Here is a 19481-nt window from a genome sequence, read left to right as displayed (position 1 = left end):
ATTAAATTATAGATAGCTCATATAAGAATCCTGCTACCAGTTTGGCTAAAAGCTCATGATCTTCTTGGGATTCAACGATATCAACCATTAAATCATCTAAACCCGTGTGTTCTTGAATGGTCACACCTTGGATTTCAAGATAAGTTAGCATCACTGCTAGCCCTGTTCTTTTATTTCCATCGACAAATGCATGCCATTTAGAAATTGCAATACCAAACCATGCAGCAATTTCAAAGATATCACTCACATTACTGTAATACATTTGCTGATCTATACGGTTTAGGACGCTTTCCAGTTTCTCAATCTGGCAACCAGATCGACCTACACCTGTTTGAAGCAAAATCTCGTCATGTACAGCAATTACGAATGTCGAACTAATCAAGCTCATTTATAAGCTAACTCTTGTATTTCTGCTTTATGTTGCTGGATCACTCGTCTAGCACTATGCATAACAACTCGTTTAGTTGCTTCATCATTACTAAACTTTATAGGTAAAACTTGTCCAGAAACCTTTTCACGAGTAGATACTTGTTCAATATTATAATCTTTAAGACGTTTTCTCATATCGCTTACCATTCTAAGAGTGATCGTGTGTATTTTAACGCAAGTTTGTTGATCTAACAGTAGTGTTGGTCAAATTTGATAGTGTGAGTCTTTTTTTAGCACCGATCGTTCTGGATTTAAATTAAAAAAATCATAGACTTTATTAATTTTTGATTTATATAACAATGTCTTATCCAAATAAATAATTGATTTTTCTTTGTTGGTATCAAAAATTACTCGACCTCTTGGGATCTGTTCATACTCATAGTTTTGTAGTTCAGAATACTTTTCTTGCAATGTAATCCAATATTCAATATGTGTATATGGGCTATCAATCAGGCCAATAGAGTCTGCTTTCGTAATATTAAAGGAATGTGCAATACCAATGACTTGATTATTCCAGTACCAAAAGATCCCTATTTTCATTTATCTTTATGCCTAGTTTTAAGTTCAACTAAAATTAATATAATACGGATTATCCGAAAATATTCAGACAATAAAAAACCCCGGCATCCTGCCGGGGTTTTTCGTATGGGTTCGCTCGGTATAACTCCTGTCGTACCTTACAGTCCTTGTGCTTATCTATTGTTATTCTTGTATGGAACTTCCTGTTCCCGATGAGTTCATCATAGGAAAATTCCACTGTCCCAGGTAGCCGCAAAGGGCCGAGATTTATGTACGCCAGAGCGTACAAAATAGCCTAAATTTTATCCACAAAAAATGTGGATAATTTTGGACATTGAGGCATTGATAAAATTTGAATAATCTCAAAATTGACTATTTTTTAAACAATTTTATTGGCAAGAAGTATCAAAACCGCTCATAAAAAAGCCGACTTGTTTCCAAGTCGGCTTTTGAACATCATCGAGCAAATAATTTATATCATAAGTTTTTGATTTTTATATGTTTCAATTTGTGCATTTCGTATAACGCCCATTATGTTAAATAAGAAAATTAGTAATTTATTTCTTATATTATTTATAGGCAGTATTATTAACCCACAATCCTAGCTTCGTAATAAAGCAAGTATAATCATCCTCAACGTCAAAGCTGTAAGTTTTTAATCGGAATGTCTCTGAGAGAACGTGAACACTTTCACCATTAACACATATTGGACTAGGTACATTATCATCACCTATACATGCGATAGGTCCTTCTAAGCCATATTCGATAAAAGTAAAATAACACTAAATATAAAAAAAATGGAAGAATAATTTACTAAGTTATTGTTTTTAAGTTGATCCTTGTTTTATATAGGGGTGATAATAACTTCTGATTACTAGTTTTTACCTTAAATATACCGATTGAAAGATTCATTTAAAGGCTATGAATACATGAGTTTTACAGTTTGGCTAGGTCAGCATGAGTACTTTTCACAAGATTTAAGATCGACCATGAACGTGATTAAGTTATAGGGGATTGATGAAATAGTTTTTATGAATTTCTGGCTTTCTGGGCTGATTTTATCAAATTCATGTCTATGCAAAATTGCGACATATTTCTCGTGCTGGTAGTTATCCAGAGTTTGGTCTGCATCTATCCATAGTGCAGACCTTTTTTTGGTGACAGTTTTTTCTTAGTGATTTTCGATCTGGATGTAGTGATTTCACGTTTGCAGAATATATCTTGGCGGTGATCCATCTAATATTCGTGATTATAAAGAGAGCTAATTCACAGGTTCTACAGATTATGTAGCGACTAACTATATCAAAGTCTATTTGCAGTTGATGGTTGGCGCTTAGTTTATATTTACGCTTAGGTTTCAGTTAAAAAATCAATATTCTGTTGAATCCGTGATTGAATCATCTGTAGGGTAGATTCTCGAATTTGATGGGGATACAGGCGCTGCGCAATTTGACTAAATTGAAGTGCAATTTCACGCATGGTCAAGATGATCTCATCGACTTCTAGAGTAGTCAGATTAGCTTCTGAAGTACCGAGTTTATGTATGTCATTTCGGGAAATATTGAGCGCTTCTCCCATAATGTCCATTTGATGATAACCACCTGGACCCTCGCAGAAGGTCACATCATAGGCTGGAGCCAATTTCCATTGACCATTTTTCTCCATGAGAAATGAAAAGTTCTTAGTATGGTCATCCCGATTATTGAAAAGCACATTAAACACAGCACGTTTAAAAGCATGCAATCTTTCTCGTACATCTTGCGTACACATCAAGGTTGCCCGGAGAAAATTGCGATAGTCTAGGCTACCTGGAACTTTATAGTCTGCTCCTGTATATGCAGCCAAACTCTGCATTGGAATCCGCATACCATTTTGACGATCGAATCGTTTAGAAGCAAAAGCCGTTAAACCATTGGGCAAATTAAAGAAATGGGTATCTGGAGTCTCAATTGCACAAAGTCGCAAACATTCTGCATAGACGGCTTCAATGGCGCAGACTTCAGGATGCTCTTGCTGAGCAGGAAACTTAATCAGCCAGGCTTCATGTTGATCAGAATCTTGAGTCGAAAACTCTAAATTGACAGGATCTCGGTAAACCAACGCTTTTGGTCTGGCACCTTGAGGGGAGCCACCCATGACCAATAAATGCTGTAAAAATTCACCACCTTCACCTTTGAGTACTTCTTGAACTTCCTGGGCCAGTTGTTGTAAAGGGATATTTTCTGAGGTTTGCATGTCAGCAACACAAGGTTCAAAGGAGAGGGCACCCATTGCGTGACTACTAATATAGGTCAGACGCTCCAAAGGTCCAATTCGTGCTGAATTTAAGCCAATTTTTTTGAAATATCGATCCATCAACATCATGCCCCAACCATCTGGTAAAGCGTCATAGACTGGACCTGGGAGTCCCATTTGATGAGTAGGAAAACCTTGTCTGAATGGTAGACCTTTTAAAGGCAGCAAGTAAGAAGAGAGCTCAACACCTTGCTGTATTGCTTCTGGACTATATTCAAAAGCAATGGTGGGTCTACCTGTCGTGGCTGTTGAACTAATCAGCGTTCCCCATAACCATGATTCGCCCCAACCGTTGTAATAAACATTAAGTCTATTGAGCATTATCCCTTCCTCTTAATACGGTGGCGCTTACTTTGACTCTCATAGCGAAGAATGTCATTCACACTGTTAAGCTGAGGTTTAAATAGTTCCTGAAGTTCGTTTAATCGACCCAAGACCATTGCAATACGGACTAAATTTTCAACAGATACATTTCGTCCCGCTTCAAGATTCGAAACTGTATTCACGCCGACACCAGCGCGTGCTGCTACCTCAGCTTGAGACATCTCCAGAAAGAGTCGTTGCTTACGTAAACGCTCACCTAAAAGAGTCACAACTTCTTCTGGTTTAGTGAAATATAAATCCATTAAATTGGGTCTTAAGAATGAATAATTTAATTAAATCACAAAATAATGGAATTAATCTATAGCTATAGTGTGGCTAAGGAGGGCTTTGTTGCACAGCACATCAGAAGGGTAGGTATAGTCCTTGGGTATCGGTTACAGAAAATCATCAGGATGTACTTTGACTGATTGTTGATACGGAGATTTCAGTATTTTCATTTTTCCTAATAGGTCACATTACTTAGAAAGGGTTCTTCGAAAATTAGTTCATACTTTAAAAATCCTATAAATATTGAGGATATTTTCTTAATGCTTTCAATATAGCATGCGGCTATATGTAACTCGAACGGGCTTAATCTGCCTTTCAGTATAAATTTTTTGGGCGTGAGAGGGGAGAGGTGTGAGGGCAAGCAATTTATATCGTGGATACTTCTAAATTACTTATGTAATAGAAGGTGGTAAACATGGATTTAGAGGTAATAACACTAAATATAAAAAAATTGGAAGAATAATTTATTAAATTATTGTTTTTATGTGGTTATTGGTGATGTTATGAATAATAATAACTTTTTCTTGATGAATTTTACCTAAAAAAATTGATCAGATAATTTTCTTTAAATGTCATGCATACATAAATTTGACAGTTTGAAGGGATCGGTATGTGCATTTTTCACAAGGTTAAAGATCGACCATAAATGTGATAAACGGCAGAGGATCATTGAAAAATGAATGGATTTAAACACTACATGTATGCACGAAAAAAAGTATCGCTGCGGTTCTGCTGACAGGCTGTATTGAGCATTGAATGCAAATGATGTAGTAATTGTCTACAGGCTATAGGACCAGCATGAAGAAGAATGAAATGTAGTTGCCAATTTATAACCTTGGTTGAAAAGCATAGCATTGTTATTCGGAGAAGTGAGGTAAGCCATCCTTCTCTTATTCATTTAAAATGATTCTTACTCAACTGATCTCGACTCATGGGCTGGTTCCAATTAGACGGATAATAACTTCCATCCCCTATCTTTTTCTTACCACATTTCTTGCATTTAATCCCTTCTTTGGAGATTTGATTCAGCATCACTGTTGTCGGTTGAATCAAATCAATGACATAGTTCGTTGGTTCAGGAAAAGCAGAAGAGGCTGCTTTATTGCAAAAGAGAACATTCGGATCAAATGGATTGGATTGCACAAAAGCCATGATACAGCCACAGAGTAATTCACCTGCATGTAATCTGTAACATCCATTCAGGTCATCAGACGAAGATTAATCTGAAATTTAAGCACTAAACGCCATAAATCTATGTATGGGCAGACTTTTTTGAGACATATGTTGATAAATATGCGGCAAGTTACATTGCTTAAAAGTCTATCTAAGTTAACGATCTATTCAATTCTGGATAAGTAATCTGAATATTACGATCCTAAATTACCCGAAGAGTATTAAGATTTCTAAGAATCGTGATTGTTGGTTTATTTGGGAAATTAATCAGTGGATTGAAGCAAAGATGATGGCTCATTAAGGATTGTGGGCTTCGACTACTTAAATTTTAGGTATTTTGAATAAAGCATATTTCAAAAATCTTAATTAATGGATTTAAATTACCATAAAAACCTTCAATATTGGCTTGAATCCATTGTTGTTGAGAGTCAATGCGAGACCAATCAATACCATAACCACAATGAGCAATCAGATGCTCAAAGAAAATCCGTTGTGTACGTCCATTACCTTCACGGAATGGGTGTATGACATTAAGCTCACAATACAAGTCGGCAAGTTGAGGAATCAGTTGTTGTGGTGCTAAGCCTTGAAAGTATTTTTTTTCTTGAAGCGGTTTGAGTAGTTTATTGGTTTCAATTTCAATACGGGAAAAATTACAAAAACGGGTGTCACCTTTGGAAATATCGATTTGTCTTAACTTTCCTGCCCAGTCGTATAAGTCGCCAAAGAGCTGCGCATGAATTGATTTTAAGTATTGTAAGTCGTAAGGTGGTTCAGCATATTCAATTAAGTTACTTGCCAATCCAGACAGTTCTAGTTCAGCTTGTTCTAAAATTTGTTCATCATGAATATTGAGTTTGTTCTTTAGGATATTTGTGCCAGGGTAACAATACAGGCTGTCACCCATTTCCCCATATTTATCCATACATGCACCTGACTAAGTTTCGGGTTGCGAATACTTCTTATATTTTTGCAAGATTTCAGCTTTACTTTGTTGAGTTGTTTGAGCTGTCGTTGTAATGCCTTCAAGCTTTAGGCTGGCTTGATAGTTTTGCGCACGTGTCGCTTGAATATATTTTTTTTTCTGTTCAGTGGTTCTGAGCATTTCGAAACTCCATTGATGCTACACGTGAAGTAAGTATAGCAGAGAATCTTTTTGATCAATGCTGCATACACAGCATTTCAAAATGAAATACAACGGTATTGTTTCATGTAATAACAGAAAACTAAAAAAAAGTGGAAGAATTTTTAAAATTTAGACCACCCATGATAAGTAAACCATATGTATTTGTTGATAATTGTAATTTTGAGAAAATTTAGTTGATAAATTAAATGAATTTTAATATACAAAGATATGCTCATTTTTTATATCGATAAAAATGTTAAAATTTGACTATTTAGTAAAAAATATAGAGATATTTATGGGGCAATTTATCATGCCCTTTTGCTTTGAGCGACAAAATGTTCAATTTAAGATAGTAAAAATTAACTCAGAACTACTGAAAATCAAAAAGATTAAACAGAGCCAGAAAGTAGTAGTACAAGCAAAGTTCAAAATAATCTATGTGAAAATTTGGCAAAAAATATTGCTATTAATGCAAACGGAGCCATGCTTACGTGTACATTCTAATTATGTTGCAATCTTACAGTTGATACATAATCTTGATGATTTTATCGAAAAATCACAGCAACACTTGTGCTTTGAGAGAAAAGCTCAGAAAGAGCTGGATGCTAAATTTTTTGCTAGATTTTTTAAGCTGACAAAGAGTTCAATAAAAGATCAACTTTTACCAAATTGTTCAGATCGTAATGAATTTAACCAATGCAATTTGATAAAAAATTAAGCGAAAGCGAATATGCCAAAGATTGAAACAGAAGAGCAATTCTTAGATTTAGCAGAAAAATTCCAAAAAGATTATTGTTTATTACGCAATCATGTTGTGAATACACAATTTGTCGATCTATCAGATGATTTACGTGAAAAAGCCCATGCTCTATATAAGGAAGCACAACAGATATATGGCTATATATCTAGTTCTAGACAATTAGGTAAATATTATTATCTAGCTTCTTTAAGTTATTTTGCATGCCCGACTACTAGTAATACTCAAGAGCTGTCGTCTGAACGTTATTTGATTCTACAAGCGAGTTTTTTAACATATCGGCAGTATCAAGAATTTGCAAAAATTGATAAAGCTGAGAATAAGCAAAAACATGTTTGTGATCTCTTTCGCTATGTATCACGATATGTTCTGGATTCTAATCATGCTGAATTATTTCAAGAATGCAGTGAGCTACTAAATCGCTATGTCATGTACGAACGTAACTTGAAAAAGGAGGATCGTAATCAACTTTTTAATATTAAAGATTTCAAACAAGTACAAGCCATAGAGTATTTATCGGCTCTATTAATAATTTTTAAAAGACTTGATGATCGTCGTGTTGTTCATCGTCAGCGTAAGTCAAAAAAAAGTAAAGTTTTGCAATGGCCGACGAAAAATGAACTCAAAAAATTTCGTGAAATTAAAACGGGTAAGCAAGTAGATATTGGACATAACGCAAAGATCAGTATTTATGATGCCGCTCTTCACAAAGATGAAGAGGGTGAAGTTGATCTATTAGATCCTGAAATGGAGTTTTATTCAGAAGATGAAAAGTCTAAAAATTTAAATTATATACTCAGCGATAATGCGACGCATCTAATGCGGCATCGCCAGCGCCGTCATGCTCCTTTTGTTACAAATCCACATTATTTGGCGCCAGATATACTGAAGCAAATTGTTTATGTGTTGAGAACCGAGTTATCCGGGCACTGGAGGGATGCTGCAATCGCTGCAGCATGTTTATTGTCACTTTTGACGGGATTATCACCCGTCGCACTGATGGATTTTAACGAGCTTATTCAAGATGGAATTTTGATCCAGAATGGTTCAAGTAGACGTCGCGAATATTTACTCAAATTAAATCTTAAAATTACAGAGCAGAAGATTAAGAGCTTAAATCATGTGCGGTGGAATGAAGTGATGACACATCAACTACATTTACCTTCTGCTTGGTTTGACTATATAGAACAAGCATCGAATCCACTAATTTCATCAACACACATTAATACGAAACTTAAGAATTGGCTTGATAATCGGTTTGTAGGTTCGATCACTGTAGAAAAACTGCAGGCTCAATTATATTTTCATATATATTATGAAACATATAATGAATATCTTGCTCATGTAATTGCTGGGCGGGATAGTCAGCATCACATGCCTGGTATCTATTATGGCGGGCTACCGAAAACTCAACTCAGTAGCACATATCTAGCCTTTTTAGAAAAAGCACTTACACCACATTCCACACATTTTACTGAGGACACGGCTGAACTAAAAATATTGCAACAACAATTCAAAGTGCAATCTGCATTATCTATAGGAAGGATAGGGAGCCAACTGGCACTTGAACCCAATTTTGTGAAAGAGCAATTCCATATTTTACATAGACATTGTCACGAAAACATCCAAGAAGATAAGCACATTATTAATCAACTTAATGCATATGCGTGTTGGATGTGGCATATCAGTTTGTTGAGTTTGGCAAGTCGGCCTAAAAAAAACCTGTTGGGGAATTTGGATGATTATTGTGTTGAGCTCAAGCTTTTATATGTGAATGATAAAAAAAATAGTAAAGCAAGAAAAGATGGTCGTTTTATCCCTTTATCTGATTTTTTCATAAAAACACTGCAAAATTACACTGCCTTTTTAGAACAAATTATTGAAGCGTACGGTTCATTTTTTAGACAAGTCTTTGCAAAGAAGAAGATAACTGTAAATGATCTTTTTGGTAAGGTCATTTTTAGTAAAGATATCTTGCCGATAACTGTCAAAGAATGGCAGAGCAGGAAAATTAAGTTAATCCCTTTATCGAGAAAATGGGTGAATTCATATATGCAAGGAGTCTTTCCAAAGAATATGTATTCGAATTGGTTACGTCATTTTGACATGAACTTTTTGATGCATGAGCAGCAAGAGGGTAAACCAGCATTAGCTTTTCACTTAATTCAGGCCCTGTATGGTCATGACCAACGTGACCGAGAGGCTTTTCATCCGCATTCTTCACTTATCCCGAATGTCTATGTACAGCAAGCCCGCCAGCAATTGCAAGATAATGTCAAATCTTTATCGATTAAACACTTAGAGCGAAAATAGTTGTATGCAAAAAATCAAAGAACTAATAAAACCACAACTAGATGATCTATTTGTTGATATTCATAAAATGGTGAAAAAGTCGCTAGATAGACAGCCTTCTCCACCTGAAGTATTGACGAAAGAAATGCAGCAAAAACTTGATCAGCAGATCGCTGAAAAATGGCATGACATTAAAGATAGTGTTGATTGTTTGAGTCAAAAGTTGAGCCGAGACGAACAATCAAAACTGATGCAATTTACTGAAGATGAATTTAATAAAAGAAGGAAGCAATTCAACCAGAATGTAGATAAAAAATCATACAGAATTAAGCTAAATCCACATACTAAACGGATCGTACTGCCTAGAAAAATTGAGAGTACAGAGTCACGGTTAGAACAGGGGCATCTACATATCCATGTACTTAAGGAATTAAGGCAGTATTGGCAAGATTCATTTGAATATTGGAATGAACCAAAGTACTTATGGGGAAATTTATGCTTAAGTTTTATATATATTTCAGGCTGTGCAGATGAACAGCATTTGATTGCTATTCAGAAGCAATTGCAGGAGGCCATTGAGCTTGGTACAGATCTGAATTGTTTTCGGTTATACCATTCGGACTACAAAAAAATCACTAATCCATTGTTACTACATTATCGTGTTGAAAACTCTCAATATGGCAACGATGTAGAACAGGGAAAGTTGTACCAATGGAAACATGTTTTTTTTAACCCATATGCGCAGTTCATTTTGCAATATTTAAAAAAGTTGAAAGCTACTCAGAAAGAATTTTGTCTGCAACATTCAGTTGAAGATTGTATTTTAGAAAGCTTGAGTAAGATAGGCAGGAAAAAAAGTCTTGGGGATCTGCAATATCAAATTAAACGCCGTGGATTTCGTGCATTTAATGATGTGCAAATGGTACTCGAATTTAATCCAAACCTCAGCATAGATATATTTTTGAGTAATGTGCTTCAGCAAGAGATTAATACTGTTGCTTTAAGGCCATCCGAATTTAGATTGCTGTGGAATAATGATTACAATCAAGTCACAGAACCAGATAATCGCCCTATTCATTTTGAACAAGAGCAGTTACTTCCTGAAGTTCCGACTGTTCAAAGCAAATTACAAACGATTCCGTATGAGTTGATGTTGTTTGGTCAAAAGAAACGTAAAGGTCAAAAAGTTGAGCGTTTAGATAAAAAGAGGAATAAAGAAGAACGCACGCTACGTTTTTGGCAAGAAACTAGAAGGGTGTTAGAGGAGAAGATAGTTGATGCTAATACGGAGGAAAAGTCTTTAATTGATGCTCAACTACGCTTAATTCACTGGTTAATGCATTTAAAAAAACGAGGGCTTCAATTATCAACTATTGAAAGCTACTTAGGATCGTTTGGCAAAGAATTTATATTTGAGATTTGGCTCAATAAATTAGATTTAAAGCAACAATCCATAGATGACTATGAGGATTTATATCGGCAGCTATTGAAATACAGCAGTGAACGTGATGAAAAAGCAGTTCAACGAGATTCGGTGAAAGGAAAAACCTCTCGTAAGATGCACCAAAGCGCAGAATACCGTTTTGGTCGCCTAAAAGATTTTCATCAATTCTGTATAGAGAATTATGATGCTCCAGGGGTATTGGTGTTACAGAATTCAAGTTTTAAGCATTTACAAATTTGCAATGCACGGCTAGTGAGTCCTTTGCTATTTGGCAAATTATTGGAAAAACTAGAAAATTTAAGTCAAGAGCCAACGGCATCAGAGTGGGTCGATCATCTGAGTTGTTTAAAGCTGATGTATTTACTAAGTTATAGAACTGGACTTCGATTAAATGAAGTTCGTTGTCTTAAAATACAAGATATTATTTGCCCAGAGCTACTTTATAAAGAAAAAGAAAATACAGTTTTTAATAATATCACGCTTCATATCCAAGACAATTCATATCGCCGTCTGAAAACGCGAAGTGCGAATCGTCAAATACCATTGAAAATTGCATTGTCAGAACATGAGTTTTTAGTAGTACAACGTTACATACAACATCGTTATGAGCAATATTTGGTTAATCAGCAGGATGATCTACTTTTTAGTGTGAATCATCGTGTATTAACTGATCAATGTATCAGCAAAATTACAGTAGATTTGTTTAGTCAAATATTAGGTATGCATCATGGCTTTAGTTTTCATACATTACGCCACAGTGCTGCTAACTATCTAGCAATAACTTTGCTCGGTTCAAAAGAAATGATCAAGACCTACACAGATTGTCCTTGGGTAAAAGCAAAAAAGATGAGGGATTTATTGTTTGGTATGAAAGCACGTGCTCAAGAAGAGATTATTCAACATAAATGGCAGGTGCTCGCCTCTTGGATGGGGCATAGCAGTATTGAGCAAACGGCTTCAAATTACCTTCATGTTTTGGATTTATTAGCAGTCGATCGAATTTATAATTCGCCGTGTATCATTTCAAAAAAAGTATTAGAACAGTGTTTTAGTCCAGTGAAGTCAAGTACAGACTACATAAACCTAAATCGTTATACTCAGCAGCAGAAATGGTTTAATTCTTATCAGCAAACACAGCCAGTTACGATGGCTGGCCGACAAGAAAAGAAGTTTAGTATAGAGAAGAGTACTCTGACACCTTTTCAACGTTTGATAAGTTTTAGAGAAGGTCGTTTAAGCGAAGATACCCAAGCTCAAGAATGGATGCAACGATGTCAATGGATGAGCACTAAATGGATGGATCGCCAAAAATTTAATTTAAAAACGAATTATGTTTATAGTAAGAATTTAGAAGAGAGTTGGTTTGATGAACTTTACGAAAAGGCTAAAAAACTGACTCGTCCAGATGAAATAATTCCTCTCCTTGATTTTCATTATAAAGATGATAGGCAGCAAGATGCACTGAAAGAAAAGAACATGGTTAAGGCGCTTAAAATATTATTATTATTTGGAAAACTGCGTAAGAATTTTCTACATTTTCAATGCCGAATGAAAGGTGATGAGCAACAAATTGTTAATTTTATTACTGGTATAGAGCCAATGTTAGGAGATCATCTGTATTTAGAAAAACAAAACTACCCAGTTAATTTGGATGCTCCTGAGCGAACCGTTAAATTTAGTTTTCAAAGAGTTGTCGGCTCTAACAAAAAAAATGTTACTCCGCTGGTTATATTTAATTTAATGTTAAAAATCATGCTAGAAGATGAACTCTGGTTGAAATAGCCTAAGCAAACTGAAAAGGGGAATTGTTTAAAAATCTCTCTGGTTATAAGTAAACTGTCTTTATGAAAAGCATCATACTAACTTTGATTCATAATAAAGGGAATTTAAAAGCTTTAGCATCACAATTTGGTCACTGGATTTTAGACAATAGTGTAAAGATTAGCACTTTGGTAAATCGATGAGCTAAAGTGTTGTAGTCCAAACTCGATCTGACAATTACCCATTTTTTAGTGTGCCCGTCAGGTTAAATTTGAACTGAATTTTTCTCAGCCCAAATTCATTTCCAATCAAGTTATGTTTCAAGTGGCGTGCGAACACTGCACAATTTAATTCACGGTGCCTAAGACAGGTATCAACTTCGGACCAGCCATTCTAGCTTTGCTAATGATTTCCACCAGCTCATCATAAGTCAGTTCAAACTTATCCTCACTATCAAATACATAGACCATATTCTTGCCTTCATGTTCAGGTGGAGTAGGTGGTACAAATCGTTTCGGGATAAGAATTTGTGCGAGTTGTTCGTCAGTTAATTTAAATAAGTGCATGTTTTTATCCTACTCTTGGTAAGTCAGACCATTTGGTTAAATACGAAGGTGATCTAAGGTTTTGATTCATGTGCCATGTGGCTTCTTTATTGTTGGCAATGCCTAGCGTGACGAGATTCTTCCCAAACCGTTCACTGATGGCTTCGATGGCATCTGAAAGCCTTTCTCGCTCTTGCTTATGTGAATAGTCCGTGAATAGATCGGGCACAAACTTGGATTGATCTGTAATTTCGAGCAGCACGATTCCCGCCTTTTTATACTTAAAGCCTTTCTTAAATATCTGATCGATGCCTTTCATCGCGGCCTTGGTGATGAGCAGTAGATCATCCGTATGCTCATGCATTTGAACGACGATGTAAGGCGAGTAGCGCTCTGTCTTATCAAAGCGACTGGTTTGGATATACACGCCGATCATCTTGCAGATTGAGCCATCTTCCCGCATTCGTTTCACGGCTCTGGCCACATAAAGCCGAACCGAAGCTTTAATGTCATCCATTTCATACACTGGGTTGCCATATGAACGGCTGCTGATGATTTGCTTCTTCGCTACAGTATCATCACTAAGGTCAATACAAGAAAGGCCCTGTAGCTCAAGCACCGTCTTTTCCATCACGATACTAAACTGCTTTTTGATTTCTTTAGGATTGGCATTGATCAGATCCAGCACAGATTGAACACCCATAGTATTGAGCTTCTTACAGTTCTGTCTGCCTACGCCCCAAACCTCAGACACATCAACCTGCGCGAGTAGCGTTTCTGTAGAGCATGGGTCCATATGGGCCAGATTACAGACCCCATTGAAGAACTTGTTTTTCTTGGCGAGATGATTGGCAATCTTGGCTTCGGTTTTAGAGCGACCAATTCCAATACAGCAGGGTAGGCCTAACCAACGCCAAGCCTTAGCCCTCATGTCTTGAGCATATACAGTCAGGTCAAATAGATGCTCGTAAGCTGTGAGCTTCAGAAAGCATTCATCAATGGAATAGACCTCTTGATCTCCTGGTGCAACATAGTCCCCAAGCAGCTCCATAAAGCGCTTGGACATTTCGCCATATAAGGAGAAATTACTGGATAGCACCTGAATGTTATGTTGTTTGATCAGCTCTTTAATTTGGAATACAGGAACACCCATCTTGATGCCTAAGTCTTTCGCTTCCTGGCTTCTGGCCACGGCACAGCCGTCATTGTTGCTGAGCACAATGGTTGGGCGATCATTCAAGGCAGGATTAAACACACGCTCACACGAGACGTAGCAATTATTCACGTCGACTAACGCGAATATTTCATTTTCACTTTGCATGGTTATTCTTCTTTTTATGAGCGGTGATAAATACGCTTTAAATTAAAAGTCACCACACCCCAGATTGATATGGTCTGACTATCATCAGGAATGATGTGATTGTAATTCGAATTTTCAGCCTTCAACCAAAGTTCTGGAAGCGGATAATCTTCATCTCCAAATATTTCTTTGATTTCAGACTTGGACATCTTATTGGTGATCATCAGCCGCTTAATGGTCGAGGCATTGTCATCAATCAGGGCAACCACGATATCGTAATGCTTGGCTTCAATACTGCGATCAATAATGATTGGATCATTAATCTCTAGGCCAGCATCGAGCATGGATTCACTGTCTACATAGGCAATAAAAGTAGAAATAGGGTTGTGAATCAGGAACTCATTCAGATCGAGTGCTTTGTCTTGCTCATCCTTGGTGCTGAAGGCCGGACCTGCAGGAATACGCTCTAAAGAGACGGGAATAGATACTTTGGATTTGGGTAGGACAGCAGTAAGCCCTAATTTTTCAACAAGCTCATTTTGAACAGCGATTTGTTCAAGCACGGTGTTGATGGTAGGACTTGGTTTACCCTCTGGACCCATGAGCTCTTGTAAAGATGACCATGCGTCGTCAGAGAAGTAAATAGGCAACTTCTTAGACATGAGATACTCCTACGCTACGAGGCGTGTTTGGAAGTAGAATTTGTTTAAATAGGATATTACTAACAGCGTTTAAAATTCAAATTTAAAAAGTTGTGGATAAACAAGGATGCGTCAGAATAAGACGTTTTGTTTCTGCTCATCGCGTGGAAATGTGACGAATTCATCGGGCATTTGAAAGAAATATTCATGCGCATGTTCATGATCGGCTGTTAGCCAGTCTTTTCTGTACTGTTCTGGAATAACGATGATGGATCGCTTCTCATCCTTCGGTGCATGGAATTGTTTCATAAAAGGGTGATGGTCCGAATTGATGGTCAACATTGAAAAGGAACGTACCTTATTGCCATTAATCACTGCATCATCATAGATCCCTGCAACAGTAAAAGGCTGATCATCTTTACGCTTGATGGTGTACCAGTGTGGCTTGCCATTGATGTATTTCGGCTCATAAAATTCTTGTACTGGGACTAGGCAGAACTTGCTGTACTTCCAAGCATGTCGAAAGCTAGGCTTATCTGCTACAGACTCAGTTCTGGCGTTATAAGTATGACTGCTGAACTTCAATTCTTTCGCCCAGCTCGGTAGTAATCCAAACTTTGCAATATCAAGCTCTAAGTGATCTGAGCCGTTCAGAATGATTGGAGCATGATAGGAAGGGAATACATGATCCTTAAGCTCAAGATCAAACTGGCTTGTATCGACACCTAAGAGTGTCAAATTTCTTTTATTTGGAAATAGGTAATTTGAGCACATAGCCTGATCACATAACTAAAGAATTTATCTGAAATTGTATACGATGCTTTATGGAACACATGGGATTTATGGTGTCAGTTCAAGTAGGCTATATGAAAAAAGTCATGATGGGGCAAGTTACATTTTCAGTTAAAGTATGACTTATGGGATGCAAAACTACGTTGGGCGTGAAGTCATAAAAAAATTAATCAGGATTTTGCATAAATAGTGCGCCGTAAGGCGCATTATTTTTAAGGAAGGTTTGTATTACTCGACAATATATAACTTATGTTTTTTCTTCGGGGGCTCAACTTTAGCTAAAGCATCAAATGTTAATTGATTAAAATCTTCTTCAGAGATTCCAATTTCATCAAGCATTTTATTTTTATCAAAAGATGGTTGTGAGGCTAAAACAGAGATAATTTTGGGCAACATCAAACTCTCATCTCGATGAGTTTCTTCAGGTTCATTAATGTTGTAGCCCAACGAATTGATCTTTATAGAGTTACTACGATTAACCCAATCACTAACTAATCCCAGCTTGTGAGCTTTATAGTTAATAGCCTTCAGGGATGTTCGCCAAATCTTTTTATACTCAATCATATTTTCTAGTGAAAAATAGCGTGGAGCAGTAGAAAGAAATGCATCTGTTGGCATTAAAAATTCAGATGAAAATTGATCCGCTTCAGTTTCGAGAACACGATTATCTTTCTCGACACGAATTTTTTTGTTATGCGTATGCATAACGATATGACCAAGTTCGTGTGCACAATCGAAGCGGGCTCTTTCGGCAGACTTAAATGTATTTAGAAATATGAAAGGGCTACCACTTTCATCATCAAAAAAAGATAGTGCATCAATTTCTCGAATTTCAGTCGGTAATCTAAAGACACGGATTCCCTTTAGCTCACACAACGAAACAATGTTATTAATAGGTTGATTACCTAAAGCCCATAAACCTCTCAACTCTGACGCTAGGTGATCGGCATACTTAGATTCACCCAAAAACTCAGTAATATCTAAATCAGGACGGTGAAAAGTAGGTAACTTTACTTTCTGATTTAAGTACTTGTTAATATTTATTGCTAAAAGAGTATATGCCTCATTAGCTTTTCTATGCTGTGCTTTAATACGAGCAACCGATCTATAGAAGATTTGGTCTGTTTCATGTGGTTGTGTGTCATTACCTGCAAAGAATGACTTGGGTAAATTTAATACACGGCATATATCATCTTGATCATTTTCATTGATTTCTTTATCCACGTCTAAAAGTTGCTTTACCTTAGAGATAGAGCAACTCAATTTTTCTGCGAAATCGGTATTGCTAAGTCCTCGTAATTCTTTAGCAATACGTAAACGATCTTTATTAAACACATTAACCTCAGATTAAACTACAAGCTGAATATCAAAATCATCTGGTTTAATTTCATTAGATGGTTCCAATACTGGCTTAGGATCAGTTTTTACAGGAACTGTATTATCTATTTCAAATGCAATTCTGCAAGTATGGTCACTTGGTAAAATTGAAATTTTTTTCGCTTTTAAGTCCTGTACGAAGCTAGTTGGGTATGCAAATTCAAAAGGAATATTTGGGATATCAATGTCTTTATAGGCTGGATGTGATGCTGAAGGAAAGTATAAAATCCATGTTCTCAATTTTGTCTCATCATCATAAGCAGACTGATTCTCCTTAATATTATTTAATGTCATTAATCCTTTTTCACAGTGTGCTGATACAACTTGATCAGCTAACCCCAATGCAATATTCCCGCTCATAAAGATAATTTGTATTTTCTTTACTGTATTCTCAATTCTTGGCTGGCTGTCATTGTGGAATATCCAAGCAGGATCAGATTGTCGAAGCAGTAAAGCAATCTGTTCTCCAATTTTTCCCCATCGTGCAATAAAGCGTGCACGGTTATAGTGAGTATTTGTTCTATAGTCAGCATCACCGATCATAATTGCGTTTCTGACTAACTCGAGATCAGGTAATCCTAACTGTTTAGCTTTTTTGATAGCATTTTCACCTTTGAAAAAATCACATGGCGTGGGTTCAGAAGGTTGGATTGATTCTTCATCAAGGAGATTTAAATTCATCTTAAAAGTTATCCTAAAGTAGCGAATGTCTTTTTTATAACATCTTTTGATGTTTTAAAAAAGACATTTTTATAAATGTGTGCTATCTTCACTTACAACTTGATAATAAGAATTTTGGAGAAGAGACGTTGAGTAACTTATTCATTAATCATAAAAATTGTCCTGAATGCGGTGGCCGTATCAAAGGCTATTATTACTACTGTGGGCAGTGTGGTAGTCAAAATGTTGTAAACTGGAAGCACACGGGGATATTTTTGTTGATTGCTGGAAAGATTTTTCTGGTTGCTATGCTTTTTTTGCTAAAAAATTTTGTTCAAATCCATTTTTTTCACAAGTTTCATTGTGCTAATTTTTTAAATAATTCATAGAGGTTGATAGTAAAATGAAAGTTAAAGATTTAATTAAATAATTAGAAGAGTTTGATCTGGAATTAGATGTTTTAATTGCTAATGAAGAGAACAAAATCATTGGCATAAAAACCCTAGCCCGATTCTTTGAAATAAGCTATGTTTCTTTTGTTCATCCAGAGACACAAAGAAATGATATGGAAAGAAATGTTGAATTTACCTTTTTAGGAATGTCGACTAAAGACTCTAGAGTTATTGTTTTTATTGACGTTGTTCCATAATTTTCAAGTAGTCAAAATGAGTATACAATATTCATGTGATGCAAGAAGATACAACTGGATAGGATGGGCCCATAAGTATTTGAAGCTGCCTCGTGTATGATCATGGGGACTGTCCAAACAAACGGCTTTTGAGAGTGCTGCCTGATACGAAAAATAATATCCAAGAGATGCTAGCGGTAAATTTAGTGTAAAATTTAATGCTAGCCATCATTAAAACTTATTTAAAAATATGAAGTTATATCGCACAGATTGGAATATGTTTCCTAAAACGGTTATTGACCGTGGTCTTGGAGATGCAACCTCTCATTACATGTATGAAGCTGCTAAAGCAGGGGATGTTGAAAGTGCGTATATTTTAGCTAAAGATTTAGTTTCGGATGAGGCGATTGCTGAACTAGAAAGAATTATCGATGGTCGGGAAACTATTATAGTACCTGTACATGCTGAGGAAGCAGTCGGTCGTAATATGATTCCTTTAGCTACTTCAGCAGTTATAGCAAAGAAACTTGGGCTTGAAGTTGATACGAATATAGTTCAAGCTATAAAAGTATCAAGAACTGGCGGTGATGGGTGGCATAGATTAGCCAACCCACCAGCATTTGATGGGACAATAAACAATGATAAATGTGTTATTATTGTTGATGATACCCAGACCCAAGGTGGTACTTTTGCAGCATTAAAAGGTCATATTGAAACAACTGGGACGAATAAAGTTATTGGAGCATATGCACTGACGGGTAAACAATACTCATCACAATTAGCTCTAAGTAAAGAAACTCTTCAGCAATTGAGGGATGTATATGGTAATCTTGAAGCATGGTGGAAATCGATTTACGGGTACGATTTCGAAAGGCTCACAGAGTGGGAAGCAAAGTATATCCTCAACTCTCGTAAAACAGCTGACGAAGTCCGAGATAGAATCATTGCGTCAAAACAAACGTGATGCTTATGCACTTATGATGAAAATGAATTAATTATTATTTAATTAAGTTAAAAGACTGCTATATAGCGGTCTTTTTTGTTTTTGAGCTCTACAAATTTTAATGAGTACATATAGTTACTTTTATAAA

18 protein-coding genes are annotated in these 19481 nt (G+C 36.2%); 4 read left to right on the top strand and 14 right to left on the bottom strand.

What is annotated here, in order from left to right; translation table 11 throughout:
• Position 1 precedes the first annotated feature (1 nt).
• From ACE01R_RS12830 to ACE01R_RS12795, 8 genes are all read right to left on the bottom strand, one after another.
• On the bottom strand, positions 2 to 388 hold the full coding sequence (locus tag ACE01R_RS12830; RefSeq protein WP_243475066.1) for a type II toxin-antitoxin system death-on-curing family toxin: 387 nt from the start codon (positions 386 to 388) through the stop codon (positions 2 to 4).
• Positions 385 to 564, bottom strand: a complete 180-nt coding sequence (locus ACE01R_RS12825) for a hypothetical protein (protein WP_168379859.1) — start codon at positions 562 to 564, stop codon at positions 385 to 387. Before ACE01R_RS12825 ends, ACE01R_RS12830 begins: the two co-directional genes overlap by 4 nt.
• Positions 565 to 633: 69 nt before the next feature.
• The gene (locus tag ACE01R_RS12820) at positions 634 to 969 is read right to left on the bottom strand and encodes a hypothetical protein (RefSeq protein WP_168379860.1); all 336 of its coding nucleotides are present in this window, start codon (positions 967 to 969) and stop codon (positions 634 to 636) included.
• Positions 970 to 2298: 1329 nt separating this feature from the next.
• Complete coding sequence (locus tag ACE01R_RS12815) at positions 2299 to 3564, bottom strand: type II toxin-antitoxin system HipA family toxin (protein WP_000934717.1); 1266 nt, start codon at positions 3562 to 3564, stop codon at positions 2299 to 2301.
• Positions 3564 to 3869 carry a helix-turn-helix domain-containing protein gene (locus ACE01R_RS12810; protein WP_000366814.1) on the bottom strand — a complete coding sequence of 102 codons (306 nt, stop codon included), beginning with the start codon at positions 3867 to 3869 and terminating at the stop codon, positions 3564 to 3566. The genes ACE01R_RS12815 and ACE01R_RS12810 overlap by 1 nt, the downstream gene beginning before the upstream one ends.
• Before the next feature lie 919 nt (positions 3870 to 4788).
• On the bottom strand, positions 4789 to 5046 hold the full coding sequence (locus ACE01R_RS12805; RefSeq protein WP_004726728.1) for a hypothetical protein: 258 nt from the start codon (positions 5044 to 5046) through the stop codon (positions 4789 to 4791).
• A 349-nt stretch (positions 5047 to 5395) separates the two neighbouring features.
• On the bottom strand, positions 5396 to 5992 hold the full coding sequence (locus ACE01R_RS12800; protein ID WP_004658347.1) for a putative adenosine monophosphate-protein transferase Fic: 597 nt from the start codon (positions 5990 to 5992) through the stop codon (positions 5396 to 5398).
• Between the two features lie 12 nt (positions 5993 to 6004).
• On the bottom strand, positions 6005 to 6172 hold the full coding sequence (locus ACE01R_RS12795; protein WP_002125865.1) for a YhfG family protein: 168 nt from the start codon (positions 6170 to 6172) through the stop codon (positions 6005 to 6007).
• A gap of 274 nt (positions 6173 to 6446) precedes the next feature.
• Here ACE01R_RS12795 and ACE01R_RS12790 point away from each other — a divergent pair, with 274 nt between their 5' ends.
• The 3 genes from ACE01R_RS12790 to ACE01R_RS12780 are packed head-to-tail and all read left to right on the top strand — an operon-like array spanning position 6447 to position 12468.
• Complete coding sequence (locus ACE01R_RS12790; protein WP_000911011.1) at positions 6447 to 6911, top strand: hypothetical protein; 465 nt, start codon at positions 6447 to 6449, stop codon at positions 6909 to 6911.
• Positions 6912 to 6923: 12 nt separating this feature from the next.
• A complete protein-coding gene (locus tag ACE01R_RS12785) occupies positions 6924 to 9263 on the top strand; it encodes a hypothetical protein (protein WP_002058482.1) in 2340 nt (779 codons plus the stop codon).
• Positions 9264 to 9267: 4 nt separating this feature from the next.
• Positions 9268 to 12468, top strand: coding sequence for a site-specific integrase (locus ACE01R_RS12780; protein ID WP_057061493.1), 3201 nt, complete (start codon positions 9268 to 9270; stop codon positions 12466 to 12468).
• Between the two features lie 326 nt (positions 12469 to 12794).
• Here ACE01R_RS12780 and ACE01R_RS12775 read toward each other — a convergent pair whose 3' ends face one another.
• The 6 genes from ACE01R_RS12775 to ACE01R_RS12750 all read right to left on the bottom strand — a co-directional run bounded on the left by ACE01R_RS12775 (position 12795) and on the right by ACE01R_RS12750 (position 17783).
• Positions 12795 to 13013, bottom strand: coding sequence for a hypothetical protein (locus ACE01R_RS12775; protein ID WP_000550047.1), 219 nt, complete (start codon positions 13011 to 13013; stop codon positions 12795 to 12797).
• A gap of 4 nt (positions 13014 to 13017) precedes the next feature.
• Positions 13018 to 14313: a Y-family DNA polymerase gene (locus tag ACE01R_RS12770; protein WP_001190352.1), complete on the bottom strand. Its 1296-nt coding sequence runs from the start codon at positions 14311 to 14313 to the stop codon at positions 13018 to 13020.
• A 14-nt stretch (positions 14314 to 14327) separates the two neighbouring features.
• Positions 14328 to 14954 carry a LexA family transcriptional regulator gene (locus ACE01R_RS12765; RefSeq protein ID WP_000038641.1) on the bottom strand — a complete coding sequence of 209 codons (627 nt, stop codon included), beginning with the start codon at positions 14952 to 14954 and terminating at the stop codon, positions 14328 to 14330.
• 111 nt (positions 14955 to 15065) lie between these two features.
• Positions 15066 to 15707, bottom strand: coding sequence for an SOS response-associated peptidase (locus ACE01R_RS12760; protein WP_002046584.1), 642 nt, complete (start codon positions 15705 to 15707; stop codon positions 15066 to 15068).
• Positions 15708 to 15953: 246 nt separating this feature from the next.
• Positions 15954 to 17060: an ImmA/IrrE family metallo-endopeptidase gene (locus ACE01R_RS12755; RefSeq protein WP_000482094.1), complete on the bottom strand. Its 1107-nt coding sequence runs from the start codon at positions 17058 to 17060 to the stop codon at positions 15954 to 15956.
• A 12-nt stretch (positions 17061 to 17072) separates the two neighbouring features.
• A complete protein-coding gene (locus ACE01R_RS12750) occupies positions 17073 to 17783 on the bottom strand; it encodes a hypothetical protein (protein ID WP_001052588.1) in 711 nt (236 codons plus the stop codon).
• Positions 17784 to 18640: 857 nt separating this feature from the next.
• Here ACE01R_RS12750 and ACE01R_RS12745 point away from each other — a divergent pair.
• Complete coding sequence (locus ACE01R_RS12745; RefSeq protein ID WP_001986287.1) at positions 18641 to 19354, top strand: phosphoribosyltransferase; 714 nt, start codon at positions 18641 to 18643, stop codon at positions 19352 to 19354.
• Positions 19355 to 19481 lie beyond the last annotated feature (127 nt).

Source organism: Acinetobacter sp. BSP-28, from assembly GCF_044130285.1.
Lineage (GTDB): Bacteria > Pseudomonadota > Gammaproteobacteria > Pseudomonadales > Moraxellaceae > Acinetobacter.
This window is presented reverse-complemented; position numbering and strand designations above follow the sequence as displayed.